22 protein-coding genes are annotated in these 22,158 nt (G+C 45.8%); 19 read left to right on the top strand and 3 right to left on the bottom strand.

All coding sequences use genetic code 11. The annotated features are described in order from the left end of the window. Window positions 1-70: 70 nt before the first annotated feature. The gene (locus ACU37H_RS01205) at window positions 71-1,507 is read right to left on the bottom strand and encodes a sialate O-acetylesterase (protein ID WP_472702532.1); all 1,437 of its coding nucleotides are present in this window, start codon (window positions 1,505-1,507) and stop codon (window positions 71-73) included. A gap of 133 nt (window positions 1,508-1,640) precedes the next feature. Beyond that, window positions 1,641-2,243 carry an HD domain-containing protein gene (locus tag ACU37H_RS01200; protein WP_472702530.1) on the bottom strand — a complete coding sequence of 201 codons (603 nt, stop codon included), beginning with the start codon at window positions 2,241-2,243 and terminating at the stop codon, window positions 1,641-1,643. A 258-nt stretch (window positions 2,244-2,501) separates the two neighbouring features. Here ACU37H_RS01200 and ACU37H_RS01195 point away from each other — a divergent pair, with 258 nt between their 5' ends. Continuing rightward, on the top strand, window positions 2,502-4,016 hold the full coding sequence (locus tag ACU37H_RS01195) for a sulfatase family protein (protein WP_472702529.1): 1,515 nt from the start codon (window positions 2,502-2,504) through the stop codon (window positions 4,014-4,016). 65 nt (window positions 4,017-4,081) lie between these two features. Here ACU37H_RS01195 and ACU37H_RS01190 read toward each other — a convergent pair whose 3' ends face one another. Then, entirely contained in the window at window positions 4,082-4,498 is a 417-nt protein-coding gene (locus ACU37H_RS01190; RefSeq protein WP_472702528.1) for a nucleoside-diphosphate kinase, read from the bottom strand. 109 nt (window positions 4,499-4,607) lie between these two features. Between ACU37H_RS01190 and ACU37H_RS01185 the strand changes: the two genes are divergently transcribed. The 18 genes from ACU37H_RS01185 (at window position 4,608) to ACU37H_RS01100 (ending at window position 21,931) form a co-directional block, all read left to right on the top strand. Then, window positions 4,608-5,603, top strand: coding sequence for a DHH family phosphoesterase (locus ACU37H_RS01185; protein ID WP_472702527.1), 996 nt, complete (start codon window positions 4,608-4,610; stop codon window positions 5,601-5,603). Window positions 5,604-5,637: 34 nt separating this feature from the next. Continuing rightward, the gene (locus ACU37H_RS01180; protein ID WP_472702526.1) at window positions 5,638-6,585 is read left to right on the top strand and encodes an FKBP-type peptidyl-prolyl cis-trans isomerase; all 948 of its coding nucleotides are present in this window, start codon (window positions 5,638-5,640) and stop codon (window positions 6,583-6,585) included. A 158-nt stretch (window positions 6,586-6,743) separates the two neighbouring features. Further along, window positions 6,744-7,751: an FKBP-type peptidyl-prolyl cis-trans isomerase gene (locus ACU37H_RS01175; RefSeq protein ID WP_472702525.1), complete on the top strand. Its 1,008-nt coding sequence runs from the start codon at window positions 6,744-6,746 to the stop codon at window positions 7,749-7,751. A 264-nt stretch (window positions 7,752-8,015) separates the two neighbouring features. Next, a complete protein-coding gene (locus tag ACU37H_RS01170; protein ID WP_472702524.1) occupies window positions 8,016-9,041 on the top strand; it encodes a dipeptide epimerase in 1,026 nt (341 codons plus the stop codon). A gap of 358 nt (window positions 9,042-9,399) precedes the next feature. Beyond that, complete coding sequence (locus ACU37H_RS01165; protein ID WP_472702523.1) at window positions 9,400-9,942, top strand: OmpH/Skp family outer membrane protein; 543 nt, start codon at window positions 9,400-9,402, stop codon at window positions 9,940-9,942. Between the two features lie 31 nt (window positions 9,943-9,973). Next, window positions 9,974-10,588 (top strand): hypothetical protein, encoded by a 615-nt coding sequence (locus ACU37H_RS01160; RefSeq protein WP_472702522.1) that lies wholly within the window; start codon window positions 9,974-9,976, stop codon window positions 10,586-10,588. 24 nt (window positions 10,589-10,612) lie between these two features. Beyond that, complete coding sequence (locus ACU37H_RS01155) at window positions 10,613-11,803, top strand: hypothetical protein (protein WP_472702521.1); 1,191 nt, start codon at window positions 10,613-10,615, stop codon at window positions 11,801-11,803. Further along, window positions 11,769-13,148 (top strand): type II secretion system protein GspD, encoded by a 1,380-nt coding sequence (locus ACU37H_RS01150; RefSeq protein ID WP_472702520.1) that lies wholly within the window; start codon window positions 11,769-11,771, stop codon window positions 13,146-13,148. The genes ACU37H_RS01155 and ACU37H_RS01150 overlap by 35 nt, the downstream gene beginning before the upstream one ends. A gap of 2 nt (window positions 13,149-13,150) precedes the next feature. Beyond that, window positions 13,151-14,374 (top strand): hypothetical protein, encoded by a 1,224-nt coding sequence (locus ACU37H_RS01145; protein ID WP_472702519.1) that lies wholly within the window; start codon window positions 13,151-13,153, stop codon window positions 14,372-14,374. 9 nt (window positions 14,375-14,383) lie between these two features. After that, window positions 14,384-14,923: a hypothetical protein gene (locus tag ACU37H_RS01140; protein WP_472702518.1), complete on the top strand. Its 540-nt coding sequence runs from the start codon at window positions 14,384-14,386 to the stop codon at window positions 14,921-14,923. Between the two features lie 161 nt (window positions 14,924-15,084). Then, the gene (locus ACU37H_RS01135) at window positions 15,085-15,456 is read left to right on the top strand and encodes a hypothetical protein (protein ID WP_472702517.1); all 372 of its coding nucleotides are present in this window, start codon (window positions 15,085-15,087) and stop codon (window positions 15,454-15,456) included. Between the two features lie 15 nt (window positions 15,457-15,471). Further along, entirely contained in the window at window positions 15,472-15,978 is a 507-nt protein-coding gene (locus tag ACU37H_RS01130) for a hypothetical protein (protein ID WP_472702516.1), read from the top strand. A gap of 33 nt (window positions 15,979-16,011) precedes the next feature. Beyond that, window positions 16,012-17,058, top strand: a complete 1,047-nt coding sequence (locus ACU37H_RS01125; RefSeq protein ID WP_472702515.1) for a hypothetical protein — start codon at window positions 16,012-16,014, stop codon at window positions 17,056-17,058. A gap of 286 nt (window positions 17,059-17,344) precedes the next feature. Further along, on the top strand, window positions 17,345-18,331 hold the full coding sequence (locus ACU37H_RS01120; protein WP_472702514.1) for a hypothetical protein: 987 nt from the start codon (window positions 17,345-17,347) through the stop codon (window positions 18,329-18,331). Then, window positions 18,328-19,437 carry a hypothetical protein gene (locus ACU37H_RS01115; RefSeq protein WP_472702513.1) on the top strand — a complete coding sequence of 370 codons (1,110 nt, stop codon included), beginning with the start codon at window positions 18,328-18,330 and terminating at the stop codon, window positions 19,435-19,437. Before ACU37H_RS01120 ends, ACU37H_RS01115 begins: the two co-directional genes overlap by 4 nt. A gap of 89 nt (window positions 19,438-19,526) precedes the next feature. Then, window positions 19,527-20,957: an SDR family oxidoreductase gene (locus ACU37H_RS01110; RefSeq protein WP_472702512.1), complete on the top strand. Its 1,431-nt coding sequence runs from the start codon at window positions 19,527-19,529 to the stop codon at window positions 20,955-20,957. A 90-nt stretch (window positions 20,958-21,047) separates the two neighbouring features. Further along, entirely contained in the window at window positions 21,048-21,407 is a 360-nt protein-coding gene (locus ACU37H_RS01105; protein WP_472702511.1) for a response regulator, read from the top strand. 14 nt (window positions 21,408-21,421) lie between these two features. Then, a complete protein-coding gene (locus tag ACU37H_RS01100; protein WP_472702510.1) occupies window positions 21,422-21,931 on the top strand; it encodes a DUF892 family protein in 510 nt (169 codons plus the stop codon). The last annotated feature ends 227 nt before the right edge of the window (window positions 21,932-22,158 follow it).

The following is a 22,158-nucleotide window of genomic DNA, read 5'->3' as shown; positions in this document are numbered from 1 at the left end:
GCTCATTGCCCATTGCTTATTGCCTATTGTCTATCGCCCTCTGCTTACCCGCAAGACCTCTTTTGCGTCATTACTTCACTTCCAATTTTATCGGCCAGTAATCTGTTCTGAAAGAAGAAGCCGGGAAACCCGCGGTATTAAAGAGCTCGCCTTCCGCAGCATCTTCAAATGCGTATCTCACCGCAACAGGATTCTTCACTTTCGCGGCCTGCACCTCAATGCCTCCGTTTACGATTTTCGCTGTTGCCGGATAAAACTGCTGATCCGCACCGGCTATTTCGAAATGAGTCAAAGGCTTGCCGTAGGAGGTAAGTCCCATGGGTGCATGCTTAAAGCGAAGTGTTACTATATTCTTTTTGATGGTCATGGCTTCATACACCGGGCTTTCGCTGACAAATCCTTTGTATTGATAAGTATTGGTCAGGGCCATCAGTGCCAGGCGTTTCCCGATGATTTGTTTTTCACGGGGGTGAATGAAATCACGGTCTCCAATATCCATTGTTACCGCCATGCCGCTGTTAGGTATCTGATCCAGCGCTTTACGCTGCGCATCCCGTAAGAAGGCGGAGTTAATAAGTGTATCGCCCGTCTTTTTATTCCGGTTGTAATCAAATGGTGCAATCTGAACATAATAAAACGGAAGATCGCCCTGGCCAAACTGTGTTCTCAACATTTTGACAAACTCAGGGAATAATGTTTCATATTGTTGAGGCCGGTCAGCGTTTGATTCTCCCTGGTACCAGATAAATCCTTTGACGCCATAACCCAGCAAGGGATGTATCATGCCATTATATAAGACCGTTGGCAGCTTGTTGCTTAAACGCAACTGATCATGCGGATCGGGCAGCTGAAAAGGATACCCCTTGAGCGAAGCCGCGTCCATAAAGGCTTCCACGGGGCTCCCGCCATAGCTCACATTGATCAATCCGATAGGTACTTTCAGTTTGTCGTACAGGAATTTTCCAAAAGTATAACCCGTGGCGCTGAAGTTAGCTACGTCTTCAGGGTTGGAGATCTTCCAGCTGTAATTCTTGCTCGTATCCAACGGTGCAGGTTGCGTGGATCGTGGAATATTATACAATCTGATCTGATCATTATCTGAATTGAAAATAATATCATTCGATCGATAAATAGGTTGATTCGGAAAGCCTTTTAAAGGCATTTCCATATTGGACTGTCCGCTGCAGATCCATACTTCACCGATCAGGATATTTTTGATCTTTATGGATTGACCGTCGCTGATGGTAATCTCATAAGGACCGCCTGCTTTCGGCGTTGCGACCGCTATTTTCCATTTTCCGCTGGCGTCTGGCTGTACAGTATATTTTTTATGATTCCATGATGTCACCACCGACACCGACCCTTTTTTATCCGTCCAACCCCAGATCGCAGGATTCGACCGTTGTTGCAATACCATATTATTGCTGAAAAACCAGGGTAACCGGAGTTTGGCTTGAGAGAGGAGCGGCAAGAGGAGCGTGAGGGCAATCGTTGATACCAATTTCATGAATGAACATTTTATACTAAGTGCCGAAAATAATGAATAAAAGTAAATTTGACAATTTAACGATCCAGACATGCGAGTGCTTCACTTGTGAAATACCGTTGACCTAAAACAGCCTAGCGTCCGCGAAGATCCGCTAACTTTCGCCGTTCCATTCTTTATAGAACTGCTGCAGAAATGCTTCCAGGTATTCGTGCCTTCCTGCCGCAATTGCGCGGCCGGTGCTGGTGTTCATTTTGTCTTTCAGCCTCAAAAGCTTATCGTAAAAATGTTGGATAGTTGTTTCAGCAGGTTTTTCCGGATGATGGATCTCCCTGAGCTTGCTGCCGCCAAATGCAAAAGCGCGGGCGATTCCTATGGCGCCGATTGCGTCCAGCCGGTCTGCATCCTGGACAATCTGCGCTTCGATAGTTTCAGCCGTCTTTCCTTTACTGAAAGACACCTGTGACACAATATCGATCACTTTACCAATGGTCTCAGAAGGCAGCCCCAGCGGTTGTAGCAGCGCTGCTATCTGCTCTGCCGATTTATCTACACCGCCATTCAGCTTGTGGTCACCCACGTCGTGCAGCCAGGCGGCTAATGTAACCAGGAACAGATCAGCTTTTTCCTCCCGGGCTATTATTGTAGCGGTCTTAACCACTCTTTCAATATGAAAATAGTCATGGCCGGTACCTTCACCAGAAAATTGATGATGGATTAGTCGTTGTACATGGGCTAATATTTCCTGATCATTCATACACTAAGTCGATTGTTTCGTACAAATATACTACCACGTTTTACATGATCCTTTGGTGAAATCAGCTGTCATTGCACGATCAATCGATTGCACAAGACTTCAGTTCCTTTAAATAAAACACTATTTTTGACAACATAGCTTTTAGATTTGCTTGATAAGACAAAACACCTTCCAACTGCAGTGTAGGAACAGATGTGGAATAAGAACTAAAACGATACTTCCGGGCATATGACAGTAAAATCAATAAATAATAAACAGATGAGAAAAATTTCTTTAGTTGTTGCTTTGCTTTATTCGGTGCTTTTCGCTGGTGCGCAGGTTAATAAACCCAATGTCATTTTTATCTATGCGGATGACCTGGGTTATGGAGACCTGAGCTGTTATGGCGCCACCAAATTAAAAACGCCCCATCTCGATCAGCTGGCTGCACAGGGCATCCGGTTTACCAACGGGCACAGTAGCTCGGCCACATGCACGCCGTCAAGGTATGCATTGATGACCGGCAAATATCCCTGGCGTAAAAGCGGCACAGGCGTGTTGCCCGGTGATGCGGCTTTGATAATTCCCACCGACAAGACCACGCTGCCCAAAGTGTTTAAAAAGGCGGGCTACACCACCGGTATAGTGGGGAAGTGGCACCTGGGCCTCGGCGATGCTGTGGAGAAAGCATGGAATGGCGAACTGAAACCAGGACCGAACGAAACCGGCTTTGACTATTCGTTTATATTTCCTGCAACGGCAGATCGGGTGCCCACTGTTTTCATCAGGAATCATCATGTGGTCGCTTTGGATCCTGAAGATCCGATTGCAGTAAGCTACAAAGAAAAAATCGGTAACGAACCTACCGGTAAAGAGCATCCTGAATTGCTGAAACTGAAGGCGACTCCTGAGCATGGCCATAATAATACTATTGTTAATGGTATCGGCCGCATCGGTTTCATGACAGGCGGTACGTTGGCCCGATGGACCGATGAAGAGTTGCCCATGACCTTTTTACAGGAAGCCAAAGATTTTATCACAACCAACAAGGCAAAGCCATTCTTCCTGTATTATTCGCTGACCGAACCGCACGTGCCGCGCATGCCGTCCACTATTTTCAGAGGTAAAAGCGGTTTAGGTTTGAGGGGTGATGCTATCCTCCAGCTGGATTGGGCGGTGGGAGAGATCATGACACAGCTCAAGGCTCAGGGGTTGGATAAAAACACGATCATTATTTTTTCAAGCGATAACGGACCGGTGCTGGATGATGGATACCTGGATGGCGCCGTGACCCAGCTGAATGGCCACACCCCTTGGGGACCTCTGCGGGGCGGAAAGTACAGCGCACTGGAAGCAGGTACGCGGGTGCCATTTATCGTGAGCTGGCCAGGCAAAATAAAACCTTCCGTATCCGATGCGTTGGTTTGCCAGATCGATTTTATTGCGTCGTTTTCTAAAATGTTGAATCAGCCGGTGCCTGCAGGAGATGCCACAGACAGCAAAAATACGCTGGACGCCTTTTTAGGCAGATCTGCTCAAGGTCGTTCCGTGTTGGTGCAGCAAGGTGTCCGCCAGCTTACTATTGTTAAAGACGGGTGGAAATATATTGCGCCTAATGACGGACCTGCTAATACCCATCCGAAATTAACCAATATCGAAACGGGGAATTTGCCGGAACCACAATTATTCAATCTGAAAAATGATGTAGGGGAGCGCAACAACCTGGCGACGAAACACCCTGACAAAGTGAAGGAGTTGGCTGCATTGCTCGAGCAGATCAAAGCAGGGAAGTAAGAACATGCTATAATAAAGAAGGCGGCCCAACCGGCCGCCTTTTATTTTTCTTGTAGCGAATGTGTTTATACTCTTTCAAAATGGTTGAAGAAAAAGTCACCTTCAATCGCGGCGTTTTCATCGCTGTCACTTCCATGGATGGCATTTTCTTCGATTGAAGCAGCGAACACTTTGCGGATAGTTCCTTCTGCTGCATTGGCAGGGTTGGTGGCTCCGATCAGCTCGCGGAAAGCGGCTACTGCATTTTCCTTTTCCAAGATCGCAGCGATGATAGGACCACGGCTCATAAATTCTACCAGCTCGCCGAAGAAAGGTCTTTCTTTGTGGATGGCATAAAATTCACCAGCTTTTTCAGGAGAAAGCTTGGTAAGTTTTAAAGCGACCAGCTTGAACCCTTCTTTCGTGATACGATCTAAAATAGCCCCCGCATGCCCGTTTTCCATCGCATCAGGTTTGATCATCGTAAATGTACGGTTACTCATATATTCTTTTTTTGGGTCGCAAAGGTACAAAAACTAAATGTTTCCAGATGAGCTTAATTTGCCTATTTTTGCGCCTCTTGTGATGAAACCGTTATCAGACATATTTTATATGCTTGCGCAACCTTCAAAGGTGGCGGTCACGATGCATCAAAAGCCCGATGGGGACGCAATGGGCTCAGCCTTAGCCTTGTATAATTTTTTAAAGAAGCTGGGGCATGAGGTTACTGTCATTTCTCCGACCAATTGGGCCAGCTGGCTCAACTGGATGCCGGGTTGCGAAGGCGTATTGAATTTCGAGAAACACCAGGAAAGATCGTTAAAAGTGCTGCAGGATGCGCAGTATTTGTTTTGCCTGGACTTTAATATTTTTCACCGTACCAAAACGATGGCGCCCACCCTGGCCGCGCTGGACTGTGTGAAGGTGTTGATCGACCATCACGAGCAACCCGATGCACCGAGTTTCAATTTCGGAAAAAGCGATATCACAAAGAGCTCTACCTGCGAAATGGTGTATGACTTCATCGTAGCAAGCGGGCATGAGCGTTTGATCGATACAGCCATTGCGGAATGTCTTTATTCAGGAGTAGTTACCGATACGGGATCATTCAGGTTTTCATCCACCCATGCATCCGTGCATTTGATGGTGGCCCGGTTGATGGAGGCGGGCCTGAATCATACGCAGGTGCACAGTAACCTGTTCGACAATTTCCTGGAAAACAGGCTGCGCTTTATCGGTCATGTATTGAGCAACCGTATGGAATTCCTGTATGAATACAACACAGCGTTGATTGCAATTACGAAACAGGACTTGCTGAAATATGAAATAAAAACAGGCGATACAGAAGGGCTGGTCAATTTCCCGCTCAGCGTGCAAGGCATTAAAATGGTGGGCTTTGTTATAGACAGGGACGAAGAAAGGAAGTGGAGTTTCAGAAGCAAAGGCGATTTTGATTGCAATACTTTCGCGCGCCGGTATTTCAATGGCGGCGGACATTATAATGCCTCCGGTGGAAATTCAAAGGACAGCCTGCAGGAAACAGTGGCCTATTTCAAAGAAATGGTGAAAGAAAACGAGCATCTGCTGGCAGACCATGCAAGGTCATGATTATATCTTAAACAACAATAACAAATAACAAACAATGAAACGTTCACAAATCTTAGGCGCGTTGGCTTTTGTTGCAGTAGCATTTACGGCGTGCAAGAACAATGCTGATTTTAAAACCACCCCGGGCGGTTTACAGTATAAAATAATTGAAGGCAAAGGCGATCGTAAAGATTCATTAAAAAACGGACAGGCCGTAAGAGCTCATTTTACTTTCAGTATCAAAGGCTCAAAAGATACTGTTGTTGAAAACACTTATGACAAAATGCCTATCGTGATACCTATCCAGGACGTTCCGGATGGTGAAAATGCATACAGCCCCATTGCTGTTTTCAAACAATTAAGAAACGATGACAGCCTGGTTGTTGAGATGTATGTAGACTCTTTGATTATGAAAGGCCTGGCTAACCCTCAGCAGTTACCTCCTTTTATGAAAAGAGGTGATAAGCTTGTGTACACTTTTAAAGTATTAGGTGTGTATGCAGACGAAGCAGCCGCCAATGCAGTCACTCAGAAAGAAGAAATTGCGGCGTTAGAGAAATCCGGAGAAAAAGCAAAGCAGGATAAAGAGGTGAAAGATTATGTTACTTCAAAAGGATACACCGTTACCACCTCTCCCTTAGGAGCTACTGTGAAGATCGACCAGGCAGGTACCGGCGCTCAGGCAGCAGATGGCAAATTCTTAACAGTGAAGTATACCGGCAAATTGTTGGGTACCGACAGTACATTCGATTCAGGTGAAATTCCTGTTGAATTAGGCAAAGGTGGCTCTATCCCTGGTTTTGAAGATGGTCTGAAGCAATTCAAACAAGGTGGAAAAGGAACGATCTTTATCCCTGGCTACCTGGCTTACGGAAAAGACGGCAGGGGCGGCGCTTTCAAACCTTACCAACCGATGTACTTTGACGTAGAGATCGTTTCTGTAAGCGATTCTATGCCACAGCAAATGCAGATGCCGATGCAAATGCCAGGCGGTCCGCAATAAGTTGTGAGATGGCATAAAAGTCATCATTGAACCATTAGCAAAGCGGATGTTCAATTAGTAAACGAGGATACAAAGGGACCGGTATGATTAAATTATCAAATGAAAACTTTGATCATACCGGTTATCTGATAACAACCAGAACCAATAAAAAAGAACGAATGAAACATTTAAAAGTAGCAGCCGCGGTCATTTTTGCAGCGGTGACTTTTACTGCATGTAACAGTTATGAGACCAGCCCGAACGGGATCAAATATAAGATCTACGATGGCGGAAGTAAAGACAGCACCGAGGAGGGCGATGTGTTGAAAATGAACATGACGGTAGGCTTAAGCGGAAGCCGAGACACATTGCTGGCTGACACCTATGGTAAGATGCCTTTTTTTACACAAGTACAGGCTTTGCCTGCCGGGCAGCCGATGTATGATCCCCAGGAGCTTTTTGGAAAACTGAAGAAAGGGGACAGTTTGGTGGCGATTATGTATGTAGATTCTTTGATTACAAAAGGTATTGTACAGGAAGCTACGTTACCGCCCTACCTCAAAAAGGGAGATAAGATTACGTATACTTATAAAGTATTGGAGGTATTCAAATCTGACAGTTTAGGCCGTGCCGATTACGAAAAAGAAATGGAGAAAGAAGCAAAACGCTCCAAGGCTGAAATGGAAGTGAAGCAGAAGGCCGAGCTCGATTCCCTGAAAAAAGCGGGTGGTGTGGACAAGCAAAACAAGGAAGTAACTGACTACCTTTCTAAGAAGGGGATCACTGGTTATATCCAAACGCCAAAAGGCGTCTATGTGAAGATAGACAATCCCGGTACCGGTGCAGCTATTGCAGACGGAAAGTTTGTAACCGTAAAATATGACGGTAAGTACCTGGCTACCGACAGTTCATTCCAGAACAGCAGTTTCACAACACAAATTGCTGGACCCATGGGCAGCATCCCGGGTTTTGAAGACGGTCTGAAACAGTTTAAAGAAGGTGGTAAAGGTGTCATCTATATCCCCGGCTACCTCGCTTATGGCAGCACGCCACCTCCGGGTTCTCCGTTCAAGCCATTCGACGCTTTATACTTTGAAGTAGAGATACAAAAAGTAAGTGACACGGATCCTGCGATGGCTCCCCAGGCGCCTGCAGGGCATAGCGCGAATGATGGCCACGGTCATTAATTTTATTTAAATAGAACGAGAGTAAAGCCACTGCATTACGCGGTGGCTTTTGCTTTTATATTGTAGCAAAGCATTTCGTTGATAAAACCTCCCTGCCCCCTTCAAGAATGGGGGCTCCGTTCTTAAAACTTATGATTCTTCGTGCTGATCCATTGTTTTTTGGATGATCAATGAATCACGAAATATCCTATCTTTCAGGCTATTCCGGGGCGGTATCTTCCAGGTATGTGCTCACATCAACAAGGTCTACCAAAAATCAGCATCGTGAAGCTTAATTATTATCCGTTCGAGTTAAAATTCAGACATCCTTTCACTATTTCGAAAGGCACCAAAACGCATCAGCCCACGCTGATCGTGGAATTAGAACATTTTGGCGTCAAAGGATATGGGGAAGCTCCGGCGATTACTTATTATAATATTTCGGTTGCGGAGATGATGGCCGATCTCGAAGCGAAAAAACCGATGATCGAAAAATTTGCTTTTACAGAGCCCGACCGGTTCTGGCATTTTTTGCATCACCTGTTGCCGAGAAATCCCTTCCTCGTGTGCGCACTGGACATGGCCGCCTGGGATCTTTTCGGAAAAATATCGCGGAAACCGCTTTATAAAATGTGGCGGGGAGACATCACGAAAAGTCCGTTAACCGACTATACTATCGGGATCGATTCGGTTGAAAGGATGGTAGCAAAACTGAAAGAACGTCCCTGGCCCATTTACAAGATCAAAGTCGGCACAGCGGACGATATTTCCATTGTAGAAGCGCTGAGAGCCACCACCGATGCCACGCTGAGGGTAGACGCCAATGCAGGCTGGACGCTGGACACCGCGTTGCAGCTGATCCCGCGGCTCAAAGACCTCGGCGTCGAGCTTGTAGAGCAACCCCTGGCTAAAGAAGATGCAGAAGGCATGAAAGTGCTTTACCAGGAGTCCGCTTTACCCCTGATGGCCGACGAAAGCTGTGTGGCCGAAACGGATGTCGCCAAATGCGCTTCTTATTTTCATGGGATCAATATTAAGCTTACCAAGTGTAGCGGTATTACCCCCGCCTTGCGCATGATCTCCGAAGCACGCCGGCTAGGCCTTAAGATCATGATCGGATCGATGAATGAAAGCACCGTCGGCTCTGCGGCCATCGCCCATCTCGCTCCGTTAGTGGATTATGTGGACATGGACGGCCCGCTGCTCCTGGAAGAAGATGTAGCCACGGGCGTCAATTATGACAATGGCAAGATCCTTTATAACGGGCTGCCAGGGCTGGGGGTGGAGTATAAGGGGAAATTCAATATTTAGCCAACAGCAGGGTGGTGTTTGAACAAAGTAGTGTCAACCCTTTATGCTATCTCAGCTCTCATCAGAATATACGTGGGGAAACTCATTGAATACTCAAACCATCAGACCAGATTATGAAATTATGATGATTTTAAAAAAGTTTGGATAATCAAAAATGAACCTTATTTTTGTCTTTAATGAATTACCAAGACATAACAAGTAACTGCTTATAACGCTAATTGACTGCAAACCTATCTTGTTATCTTTATTGATTTGGACACGAGAGCCTGGTACGAGGGTTTTAAAATAATACTGCTAATCCTCATTTGTTTTTTAGTAAGTTCTTGATCTTGGTGTGACTAACACAATGTTTAGACTTATGACACGACTAACTGTAAAATGGATCGTTGCGATACTATCGCTGATCGTGCTGTGCCTGCTGGGCTACCTGTTTTTTTTCCAATCGAAGATAGCTTACATTGATTCAGCGAAATTGATGACGGGCTACAATGCAATGGCAAATGCGCGAAAAGAATACGACGCTAAAAACAAAACCTGGCAATCCAACATAGACTCTCTGACAAAGGATGTGCAGGATGCTATAACGAAGTATGAGAAGTCGATGGCTATTGGTACCGAAAAAGAAAAGCAGCTTGCCAAAGAATTCATCAACACTAAACAAAAACAATTGCGGGATTACCAGGCGGCTATTCACAAGAACGCAGCTCAGGAAGAACAGCAATTAACCCAAAATGTATTGACCACCGTTAACAGCTTCTTACAGCGATACGGGAAAAAACACCGGTACAAAATGATCCTGGTGGCTGCCAACGGTAATATTGCTTACGCAGATACTGATTTAGACATTACAGACGAAGTAGTTGAACAATTGAACCAGGAGTATGTGGTACCGGCTAAATAAACAACCGCGTTTTTTTATATATCTGTTCCTTTTGTTTTTAACAGCTTGTGGCCGTGCGGAAAACACGACGCTCAATGAGAAGGAACTGTTGGGATATATTAATGATAAGGACAATGGACTGGTGAAAGAACAAGAAGCCAATGGGACCAGCGTGAAGGTATCGTTTTTTCCGTCTTCTTTGTTGGTGCTGCAAGAGTTGAACAATGAAGAACACAAGGATAGTGCTACCATTAAACGGCTTGAAAAAAAATACAGCGACTACTATTACTTCAAAGCGAAATTCAGCAGAGATGGAAAAGAGGCTATTCGCCAGCTGGGAAGTTTTGGAAGGTATAGTGAAATGGTGCAGGTATTAGCATTTCGGATGCATGATTATATCAAACTGACTACATCCGACACAGACACTTTGCAGATGACAGATTATTTTTTTGACCAAACCTATGGTATGAGCGATGGCAACAATTTGCTATTGATTTTTAACAAGAAGGATCTAAAGCAAGCCAAAGCTTTTGACATCAGTATTGGCGAGTGTGGATTTGAAACGGGAACGTTGCGGTTTCACTTTAAAAAGGCAGCTATCGCTGATGTTCCCGGTTTAAACTACCTGGCAACCGCTGAAAACCAAAATTATAACAACGGACACTAACAGTTTATAATGATGAGAAAATCTATGATACACAAAGTAGCAGCGTTAACCTTGCTGCTTGTGTTAGCCAACAGTACTTTTACGCCGGGTGTGGCATATGCGTTGACGGCGGGCCCCACTTCTCCGGAGGCAACCAGTTTCGAGCCGGTAGATACGACGGATATGGTGAATTTGAACACAGGTTCGTTTACATACAATTTGCCGCTTTTGGAGGTGCCTGGACCGGAAGGAGGATATCCTTTATCCTTGTCTTATCATGCTGGCATCCAGCCCGATTTGGATGCAAGTTGGGTAGGTTTAGGTTGGACATTAAATCCGGGAGCTATTAACAGGAATGTGAATGGTATACCGGATGACTGGAATGGTGTGGATGGGTCCATCAGAGATTATTGGAGTGGAGGAGAGCAATGGACTGCCACTTTAGGCGTAGGATTAGGCTATGATGTTGCTTCGGTTACTGCTGCGTTAACTTTTGGCCATGACACGTACAAAGGATTTGGCGTTGGTGGATATATAGGTATCGGTGTTGGACTAGGTGGTAAAAGCTCTCCCTTATCTGCTAATGCTGGCGTTGGTGTTTCTCCCTGGGGAGATCCTTATGGTAATTTGGGGCTCAGTTTCGGCACTTCTTTTGACAACGGTTTGACTGGTTCAATAGGTCTAGGACTTTCGACTAATTTTCAATCTATTGGTGGAAGTATCGGCGGGGGAATAGGAGTAGCAGATAGAGACCCACAAGCAAATCCTAATAGTAAATTAAGTAAAACCACTAATAGCTCTATCCTGGGCGCCTCATTAAGTTCAGGCGGGAAACCCTCATTTGATATTGGTGGTATACGCGCTTCTATATCTAATAGTTCAGCTGGAAACATTTCCACCTCACAGTCCGGATTGACCGTAAACATTCCGGTTTGGGCAGGCGTAAACATAACACTTGGCTACGAAAAACAGAGGTATTGGTCAGATACAAGGCAGGACTTCAAAAGCTTCGGAAGCTATAATGACTATGTTAAACAGCCTCATCCCCAATATAACAGCGGATACTATATCACAGAGGATGACGTTCCTTATAACGCAGTTTACGATAGCTATTCAATGCTTGAGGGAGGGGAAAAAAATATCGTAGATAATCCCGATCCCAAGATGCAGCAGGGGGGCAGTTTCCCTGAGTTTGATCGATATGATGTATTGGCACAACCGATTAAAGTTTACTAAAACCGATGATCGCACTTACGTGCTGGAGTCGCTGGCAGAAGACGAAGAATTTGTCACCAAAGGTTCCAGTCGCTCCAATCCTAATTATACCATTGCCCGCACATTGCCTAAAGGCAATAGTAATGCGCCGGGGCGGTTATCTGTCGATACCGAACAGGTGGGAAATGAAAAATTGCTGAACATCAGCGCTACCAATACGCCGTTGAAGGAACTGGTGCGCAATATTTCCGAACAGGCGGGTGTAGCGTATTTTATCTATGCAGAGCTGGCTGGCAATGTTACCGCCGAAGCGCGCAACCTAACGTATCCCCAGGCACTTCAGAAAGTGTTGCTCGGTACGCCTTATTCCTTTGCCCGCGAGAATGATGTGTACATGATCGGAGAGCGGAATTTTGAAGGCATCAAAGGACAGCGCCTGGTTCAGTTATTTCACCGCAGTGTAGACTCCCTCGAATATTTTTTGCCTAATGATATGAAAAAAGATGTGACGATCAAAGAGTTCAGCGAGCTGAACGCTTTCCTGGTTACAGGATCTGAGCCCCAGATCAACAAGATCGAATCCCTGGTCAAACAGATCGACCGTAAAGTGCCCATGGTGACCATCGAGGTGATCATTATGGATGTAACAAAAGGCCGGACAACGGCTGCCGGCGTCAAAGCAGGTGTCGTAAGGGCTACAGACTCAACCAATATTCCTCTCCCGGGCGGCAGCATCTTAAACGGACTTGACTTTACGTTGAGTTCCAGGAGCATCAACCGCTTTATTGACCAGATCGGTTTGAATAATGTTTTCAACCTGGGTCATGTGACGCCCAGCTTTTACGTCACTTTACAGGCCATGGAGCAGTTGGAAAATGTAGAAGCCCGGCAAACACCGAAGCTGTCGACGCTCAATGGGCATGCCGCCAACCTGAGCATCGGAAGTACGCGGTATTACGCGGTATCTACGCAAAATACGGTGGGTTCCTTAACGCCTAATGTGATCACAACACAGCAGTTTTATCCCGTAGAAGCCAACCTGGCATTAACGATACGGCCGTTTGTCTCGGCGGATGAAGACGTGACGCTGAACATGGAGATGGACATTACCAATTTTACTGCCGAAACCAGCATCAATACACCGCCTCCCACATCCACCAGTAAGTTCAATTCCACGATTCGTGTGAAGAATGATGATATGGTATTATTGGGTGGCATTGAGCGAACAGAGAAAGGAGATAGTTCATCCGGCATTCCGTTCCTGTCGCGCATACCGGTACTGAAGTGGCTGTTCAGTTCCAGGACCAATCGCAATACAAAAGTGGTGTCGATCGTATTTATAAGACCTACTATTATTTATAATTAATCGTGTTCCGCTACATCCGAAATAACATCATTACCATTCGCCAGGCCATCGGCCTGGATATCCATTTTATGGAGGATGATAGCATGATCATTTCCGGAGTTCAACTGAAAGCTACCAAAGGCAAAGTTGAAAAGATAAAGCACTTCGAACGGATCCACACGTTTAAAGACCTCGCGGAAAAGCTGCCCAAAAATATTCCCGTCGCGGTGACGCTCAATGGCAAAGGCATTTTGCTCAGATCCAACAAGGGAAAGACCACCGATAACCTGATCAATAACCTGTTTCCCGGCGCCAATCCCCAGGATTTTATGTACACCGTGCACGACATTGAAGAAGTCGATCATCTCGTGTACGTTTCCCGGAAGTCTTTTATCGAACAGGTGGTAAAAGATCTGGCATCCTGCGGCATCCGGTTGATCTCATTGAGCCTGGGTACCGGTTCGCTCGATACCGTGCTTCCGTTTCTCAACAAATGGAGCATTGAAATAGATACGCCCACACTTCATATGGGCGTTAACGACCGGACGATCCTTTCCGTAAAGCAACAGCAATACGGGCAAGCCACTTACAATGAGCTGGAAATAGGAGAGGACCGCTACCGGACCAACCATATTCTGGCCCTGGGCAATGCACTGGGAATATTATCTGCGCCGGCCGACCGGGTGCACAGTGATATCGCCACCCATGAGATCAGCTACCTGCAAAAGGACTTTGTTTATTATAAATTGTTTCAATTTAGCGGTTGGGCGGTATTGACCACGACCCTCGCTTTATTACTGATCAACTTTTTTGTGTTTAATAGTTATTTCAATAAAAATAAAGAGCTGGTACAAACGAACGATTTGACCAATGCCAGGGCGGATCATGACCTGGCTGAAAATGCGCGGCTGGATTCTTCGTATACTTTTTTTATGAAGTCTGGCTGGAATAAAGCATCCAGGAACGGGTTCTATATCGACCGTGTAGCTGCTCTAGTGCCGCCGTCTGTCAGCCTCACTAATCTGCAGGTGGCGCCTTTGCAGGAAAGCGTGGGGGTAAACGACTTTATTTTCAATACGGGTAAACTATTGGTATCAGGCATATCTATGGATCCGACAGAATTAGAAACTTTTAGCCGTGCGATCAAAAATATTCCGGGAGTCCAGGCCGCTGCGATGAAAAGCTATTTATATAAAGCTGAACTGATGGCAGCGACATTTACCATCGAGATCACGACAGAAGGCTAACATCATAATATGTTGAAAAAGTTTGACATACTGCAAAAGAACGACTACCGGAGCAAACTAAGGTTATTGCTCTGGTCGTTATTGCCTTTGTTTCTTGTCTGTTACCTGCTGGCATTTAAAAAGACTTTTAGCACCATCAGTACTTACAATAAGAATGTCGTTCTGGCGCAGCAAAGCAGCCTGAGGCAGGATAGTGCTTCAGTATATGATGCCAAGCTAAGCGTGATCAACAGCTGGAAAACGCAGTATTTACTGGATAGCGGGGTGATGGATGCCAATATCATTGCAAGGGTTAATTTAAACTGTGATGAGCTCGGGCTGAATTTCAATGAATACAAGCCGCTTGGGTCGAGTAGCCAGGGGGTGTGGACGAGGATGATGACGGTTGAAGGGAATTTCAAAAGCATGTTGCAGCTGATCCATCAATTGGAACAGGTAGACAAGATCTGCAGGATCGCATCCATCAACTTTCAGAAACAAAAAGCTGCGCAGGACGAAGAGGGTTTGCTGACGTGTAGTTTATATATCCAGAACGTAATAAAAAAATAGAATAATCATTTGTTATTTCAAAAAGTGACAGATGATCACGGATAGGTCGCAAAGGTTGAGTCATATGCTTCGCAAATCAGGAGCGCAAAGTTTGCCTTTGGCAAAAAATAATAAAAGCAACGCCTGTTCGATGATCAGGCGCCATCAAAAAATAGTCTGTTATGTGGGATCGTATAAAAATGTTTAGTCTGTTCTGTTCGATAGCTCTGGGCTGGTGCAGCTGTGAAGAGGTCCTGGTGAAAGACCTGTCACGTGAAAGGATCATATTGGTGGCGCCTACGGATCATGCTGTTAGTGCTGATACGACACAGCAGTTTGCCTGGGAACATACCGCCTCCCTGGCAGATTACCAGGTACAGATCGTACATCCGCGATTTGATTCGATTGCCGTGTTGGTGGAGGATACGATCCTTTCGGATAATTTGCTGAAAGTAAAGCTGCAGAACGGACGGCAATACCAATGGCGCGTTAGGGCGATCAACAGTAGTTCCGGTAGTCCTTACAGTAATCCGAGGACATTGACGATTCAATAAAATTATTAACATCAAGTGAAGAATAACCCCAATACAAAATATGTATTACTCGGATTGGTAGCGCTGATCTGGGGGGTGATTATTTATAAAGTGATCAAAGGGCTGAGCGGCGATGATATCACTGTCCCGGTAACCACCGCAAAACCGGTGGTTAAGCCCGATGCGGACAGCACCTACCATATACTTACTGCCGAATACAGCGACCCTTTTGCTAATGATATGATCATTGAAGAGGATACGGTTATGGACCAGGCTGCTAACAGCGCAGCTGTTGAATCTCAGCCGCCGCCTGCTTATGTTCCGCCACCACCGCAGGAGCCACCTCCTTCGATCAAGTACAACGGGTACATTTATAATCCTGTCACCAGAAAAAAAACGGCCTTAATTACTTTTAATGGCCAGACCATGGTCGTGGGTGTTGCAGACAAGCTGGACGACAAAACCAGGATCGTGAAGATCGACGATATACAGCTGGTAGTGAGCTTCAAGGGTGAGCGGATGATCATCGGCATAGGTGGATAAATGTTGTTGAAAGAGAAACCAAAACTAAAAAATATGAAAAAAACTGTTTCCCTGATTATGTGCCTCACATTGTTGATGGCCGGTTTTATTGCTCAAGGCCAAAATGCAACGAGACTGGTGATGCAGGATACGAGGGGGACCAATGCGCTTCCGGGAGCCTATCAGAGAGGCGTCACAGCGGAATTCAAAGAGCGGGATAGCATCGGTGGCCCCTCCGTGAGCAGCAGGTTTGGCGGACTTCTCACCGTTGCACCCTGGACCGATGCAACAGGAGGGAAGCACTACCAGCTATTTTTCAATGGCTCCGGGATTCACTACAGGCAAGGCTTATACGGGCAACCTTCATGGGAGTCGTGGCAAAAATTGATAATGGAAAATGCCACGGGCGATGTGGGTATCGGTACGAGCGCACCAACATCGAGATTGTCAATCAATGCTGGTGTCAATAAAAACAGTATTGAAATAATGGGAGGAAATTACTCAGGGCAATCCGTTTCTTATAATTTCCCGGCGTTAAGTTTCTATTCAACCGTAAATGCTATCAGATCTGCGGTGCCAACCTCGGAAATCCGCTTCGTTGATCGACCCGGGACCTACGGTTATGCTGAAAATGTCAGAACATCTGACATACAGTTTTACACGGCAAAAAACTGGGATGGAAATAACTACACTCATGTACCTTCTCTTACGATGATCATTAAATCTAATCAGAGTGGAGGAAGCGTCGGTATTGGCACTGCATCCATTCCAGAGGGATACAGGCTGGCTGTAGCAGGCAAAGCCATTGCCGAAGAGTTAAAGGTTAAGCTCCAATCATCGGGTTGGCCGGATTATGTATTCCAACCATCTTATCACCTGATGCCGTTAAAGCAGGTGGCGCAATATATTGAGGAAAAGGGTCATTTACCTGAGGTTCCTACAGCCGAAGAGGTCAGTAAACAGGGGATTTCGGTGGGCAGTAACCAGGCGCTTTTATTGAAGAAGATTGAAGAGCTCACTTTATACATTATCGAGCAAGATAAGAAATTAGAAAGCCTGACTGAAGAGGTAAGAAGCCTCAAGAGTGCTGAAAAAGATTGAGCAGCTGACATTACATCTTATCGATCTGAAGAAACAGGTGCAGGAGCTGGAAGCTAAACAAAACGGAAAGACAAAAAAACGACAATACAAAACTCAAAAACGTATTAGAAATAGTAATCGTTAGGCAACCATGAAAAAAACAATTTCTACCTGCTATTTAAGTCTACTTACTAGTATTGTAATAGGTCAAACGAATACGTTCCCTGCGTCAGGGAATGTTGGTATAGGAACAAATGCCCCTAATACAAATTTAAGCGTTAAAGGCGGCGTTTCAATTCAATCAGAGGTGACTAATACTGACGAGCGTCCTGCCGTTTCAGCCGGTACTATTCCTGGTGAATTGCGCGGCATCAGTAAGACAGCGGCGAGTTACGATGATGGTTTTTTACGATTGAGCGCCGGAGGAGGCACAAATGCCGGAACCAAGAGTTTTATTGATTTTTCGGGCTATACGACAACGACTACCACCGGAGATCGGTATCAAAACATTACCATGGGAACCTCTGGTGTAGAAAGATTGAGAATAAACCACAACGGAAATATTGGTATAGGCACCACAACTCCAATGACCGGCACCAATAATATAGGATTACAAATAAGCAAGGGAAATCATTCAACCATCATATTAGGAGATCCGGTTGGCGGGTATGGCGGCTTCTTGCAAACTACTGACAATAGACATCGCGTTTTTATTGGTGCTAATCTGTACGACGACTTCACCGCCTCCTGGAAACATGTCCAGGAAGGAAAAGGTGGTGCTGGCATTAGTATCATGGCGGACGAAGGTAGCTGGGGGACCGAAATAGGCTTTTATTTAGGTACTCCGGCTTACGTAGACAATAAGAAGGTTGTATTTAAGTCAAATGGCAATGTAGGCATAGGTACGAATACCCCGACAGAAAAACTTTCCGTCAAAGGAAAAATAAGAGCGCAGGAACTGAAAGTGGAAGCCCCGGGAAGTGCCTGGCCCGATTATGTATTCGACTCCAGCTACGAACTCCCTGCATTATCTGAAACGGAACAATTTATTAAAACAAACAAACACTTACCCGGCGTGCCGACAGCAAAGGAAGTGGCCGCGGAGGGCCTGGAGCTGGGACAAAACCAGGCGCTCCTGCTCAAGAAAATTGAGGAGCTCACACTGTATATCATTGAGCAGGATAAGAAGATGAACAGCTACCGGGACGCGTTGACGGAAGTAAGAAAGGAATTGGCTGATCTTAAAGATACCACTATCAAAAAATACCCTTATACATTAAACAACAAATTATGACTACAAAAACATTCTTGGCCATAGGCCTGTTGTGTCTCTGCATTTCAATGGACACGAACGCGCAAAATTTATTAAATGTGGGGGAGTGGGTGCCCGGGAGCGGCGGAACTACATCATTTAACGTAAATGGCCTGGCAAGCGAGAATTCGCGGGAATGGGGCATTGCCTCTGACGGATCCCGGGCTGTTTTATGGAAAGCCGCTCCCTCAGGCGATGGTAACGCTGACGGCGGCTGGAATGCAGCACCGGTTAGCATAAATCACGAGTCCATGTATCGTTTCAGCGTATGGATAAAAAAGATGTCAGCTTCGGGAACAACTTATTTCGGATGCTCCAGCGGCACCGCTTTAGTCAATAACCTGGCAGGGGTATCGCAGGGTAACCCTTATTTTTGGTTTGGAGGTTTACCCAAACTTAATCACTGGTACCTGCTTGTAGGTTATATACATGGTTCCGGTGACACGTCCACCGTAAGTCTGGGAGGTATCTACGACGGCGCTACCGGAGTAAAAGTGCTAAACGCTACCGATTTTAAATTTAAGTCAACAACGACAGCCATCTTTCATAGGAGTTATTTATTCTATGATAACAGCACCACGAACCACCAATATTTTTATGGCCCCCGCCTCGAGATGGTCAATGGCAACGAACCCTCGGTGGCAACATTACTCGGGGTTTCTCAGGGAACCGGCGCTTCCGGTTATGTGTCGACGCTTGGCGTAGGGACCACAACGATTCCTTCTCAATACAAATTGGCAGTGGGTGGTAAGGCTATCGCCGAGGAAATTAAAGTGAAGTTGCAATCATCGGGTTGGCCCGACTACGTCTTCGATTCCACCTATCAACTGGCACCCTTAACAGAGACCGCTGAATTCATCAAAGATCACAAGCATTTGCCTGGCATTCCATCCGCTAAAGAAGTTGGCGAAAAAGGCATAGAACTTGGAAACAACCAGGCGCTTCTGCTTAAGAAAATAGAAGAGCTCACACTGTATATCATTGAGCAAGACAAACAAATCAGAAATTATCATGAACGACTGAATCAATTGACCCAGGCTTTGCAAACCCTGCAATCCAAACCCAAAGCGGCTGAGGGTCAACATTGATCAGGTTCCAACTAGGCTGGGCACAAACCTCTTTGTTAGAGCTCTTGGATCGGGTCGTTTGATGGCAGGGATTTTGACTAATACTATAAATGACCATACTTTTAACCGGAGCCACGGGTTATATTGGAAAAAGACTATTGATTCAGTTGCTCAAAGAAGGGCACCAGGTTGTCTGCGCTGTGAGAGACAAGCGGCGCTTACATACGGATCGGTACGAAAATGCTAAAGGGAATATTACCGTCATCGAATGCGACTTCCTGAAGCCAGAAACGCTTCGCAGCATCCCGCGGGATATTGAAGTAGCCTATTACATGATTCATTCGCTGGCCGAAGGCGGGGATTTCAGCAAAACGGAAAAACAAAGTGCTGAGAACTTCAGAAAGGCGTTGGAAGCCACGGAGGCGAAACAGGTGATTTACCTGACAGGCATTGTCAACGAAGAGAAATTGTCCAGGCATCTTCAATCCAGGAAGGATGTTGAAGAAGCTTTGAGCAGTGAACGCTATGCATTGACCGCATTACGGGCAGGCATCATTGTGGGATCAGGAAGCGCTTCTTTCGAGATCATTCGGGACCTGGTCGAAAAGCTGCCGGTTATGATCGCACCCAAATGGATCGAGACCCGGTGTCAGCCCATCGCCATCCGGAACGTTATTGAGTTTTTAACGCGCGTAAAAGGCGACCCGTCTACCTTCCACAAAAATTTCGACATTGCCGGGAAACAGGTCCTGACCTATAAGCAAATGTTACTTACCTACGGCAAAGTGCGTGGTCTTAGCAGAAGGATTATCACCGTTCCGGTTTTCACGCCGCGTTTATCTTCTTACTGGCTCTACTTCATCACTTCGACCAGTTACACCCTTGCAAAGAACCTGGTAGAAAGCATGAAGGTGGATGTAGTAGCCCGCCCCAATCAGCTGGCAGAGCAGCTTGGTATTGAGCTGATCAGTTATGAAACGGCCATCCGGTTGGCTTTTGACAAGATCGAGCAGGATGACGTCTCTTCCAGCTGGTACGATTCGTTTTCTAATGCCTTTCACGACCGGAATGTGTGGCAATATCTCGAGGTTCCCGATAAAGGCTGTTTCAAGGACACGAAAACCCGCAAGATCACGGATGAAAATATAACCTTGGATAAGATCTTCGGCATAGGAGGGGCAACGGGTTGGTATTCGCCCTCCGTATTGTGGCGGCTCAGGGGTTTGCTGGACAAGTTGTTTGGCGGCGTGGGTATCAGCAGGGGCCGCCGGAGCAAAAAGGCGCTCGAAGCCGGCGATTCCGTCGATTTCTGGAGGGTGCTATACTCCGGCAGGGAAGAAAAGCGGCTGCTGTTATTTGCAGAAATGAAAATGCCCGGGGAAGCATGGCTGGAGTTCAAGATTGATGAGCAACAGCGTCTTGTGCAGACAGCTACCTTCAGGCCCAGCGGCATCGCCGGAAGACTTTACTGGTACGCCGTGTACCCGTTTCATTTTTTTGTCTTTAATTCCATGATCGATCAGCTGGTCAGCACAGAATGAAGAAGGGGCCGGATGATCGTGTCACTGAGGAAGCATTAATTTTTCACTGTTAACCCGCCAAATTAGACGATAAAGTGTAATTTTATGCAAATGAAAAAAATACTGGTGATCGATGACGATGCTGATATCCTAGAACTGCTGCAAATCATTTTTCAGGATTCGGGTTATGAAGTAGTATTGTCGCTGGTGACGTTGGACACCGAATATATTTCCGTGCTGCACCCCGACCTCATTTTGCTCGACGTCAGGATTAACGGCGTGAAGCGGGGCGGTGCCGAGATGTGTAAACAACTGAAAGCCGACCAGCGTACTTCAGGCGTTCCCGTCATCCTCTTGTCTTCCGAACATGATCTCAAAACGATTGCAGACGGCTGTAAGGCAGACAATTATATCAGCAAACCGTTTAATGTTCTTAACCTGTTGTCTGAAGTAAAACGGTATATTGCATAAAATTATAGCACTACATGACCCCGCAACCAAAAATCAACGTCAATATCGACGAACTGGAATTATTTTTCATACAGCACCTTAATAAAGTGTATTCTGCAAAATCGCTCCTGGTAGATGAGCTTCCCGAAATCCAGGACCATGCTCATTTCCTGGATCTTAAAAACGCCATCCAGGAAACCATCGAGATGGTGAAAAAGCAGATAGGAAGGATGGACGAAATCTATCAGCTGCTTGAAGTAAATAGCGCTAAAGCTGATGCAGGCGGACTCAAAGGGTTGATCGAAGACTCTTTTCATGACATTAAATTCCACAGTCATAATGACGAGCTCAGGGACATGTCTATTTTATTCTATCTGCAAAATATAGAAAGTATAGAAATGGCTTCTTTCCAGATTCTCCAGATGCTGGCTGTTAAGTTAAAAAATGACCGGATTAAGACGCTGATCAAAAAAAATTACGATGATGCCAAGGCCGAACGTACACTCTACCTGCTGATCACCGCGAAATATATTTCCACCGTATAAATAACCGGAGTATTGGTTTTTATTTGATACAGAAAACCGTTATGCCGGGTTAATAATTTGCGTTGCACCGTTAATGGGAATACGACATCATTAAGTCACCGTCATTACGAACGGAGTGAAGCGGAGTTCCTGTCCCCGTCCGTCTTGACGGGTGGACGCTCGTTTTTGGGAAGCGTTTAGTCAAAACGATCTTTTGATCGGACTCATTTCAATCATTTTGCACAAAA

The organism is Niabella sp. ZPM-14 (genome assembly GCF_055693045.2).
This window is presented reverse-complemented; position numbering and strand designations above follow the sequence as displayed.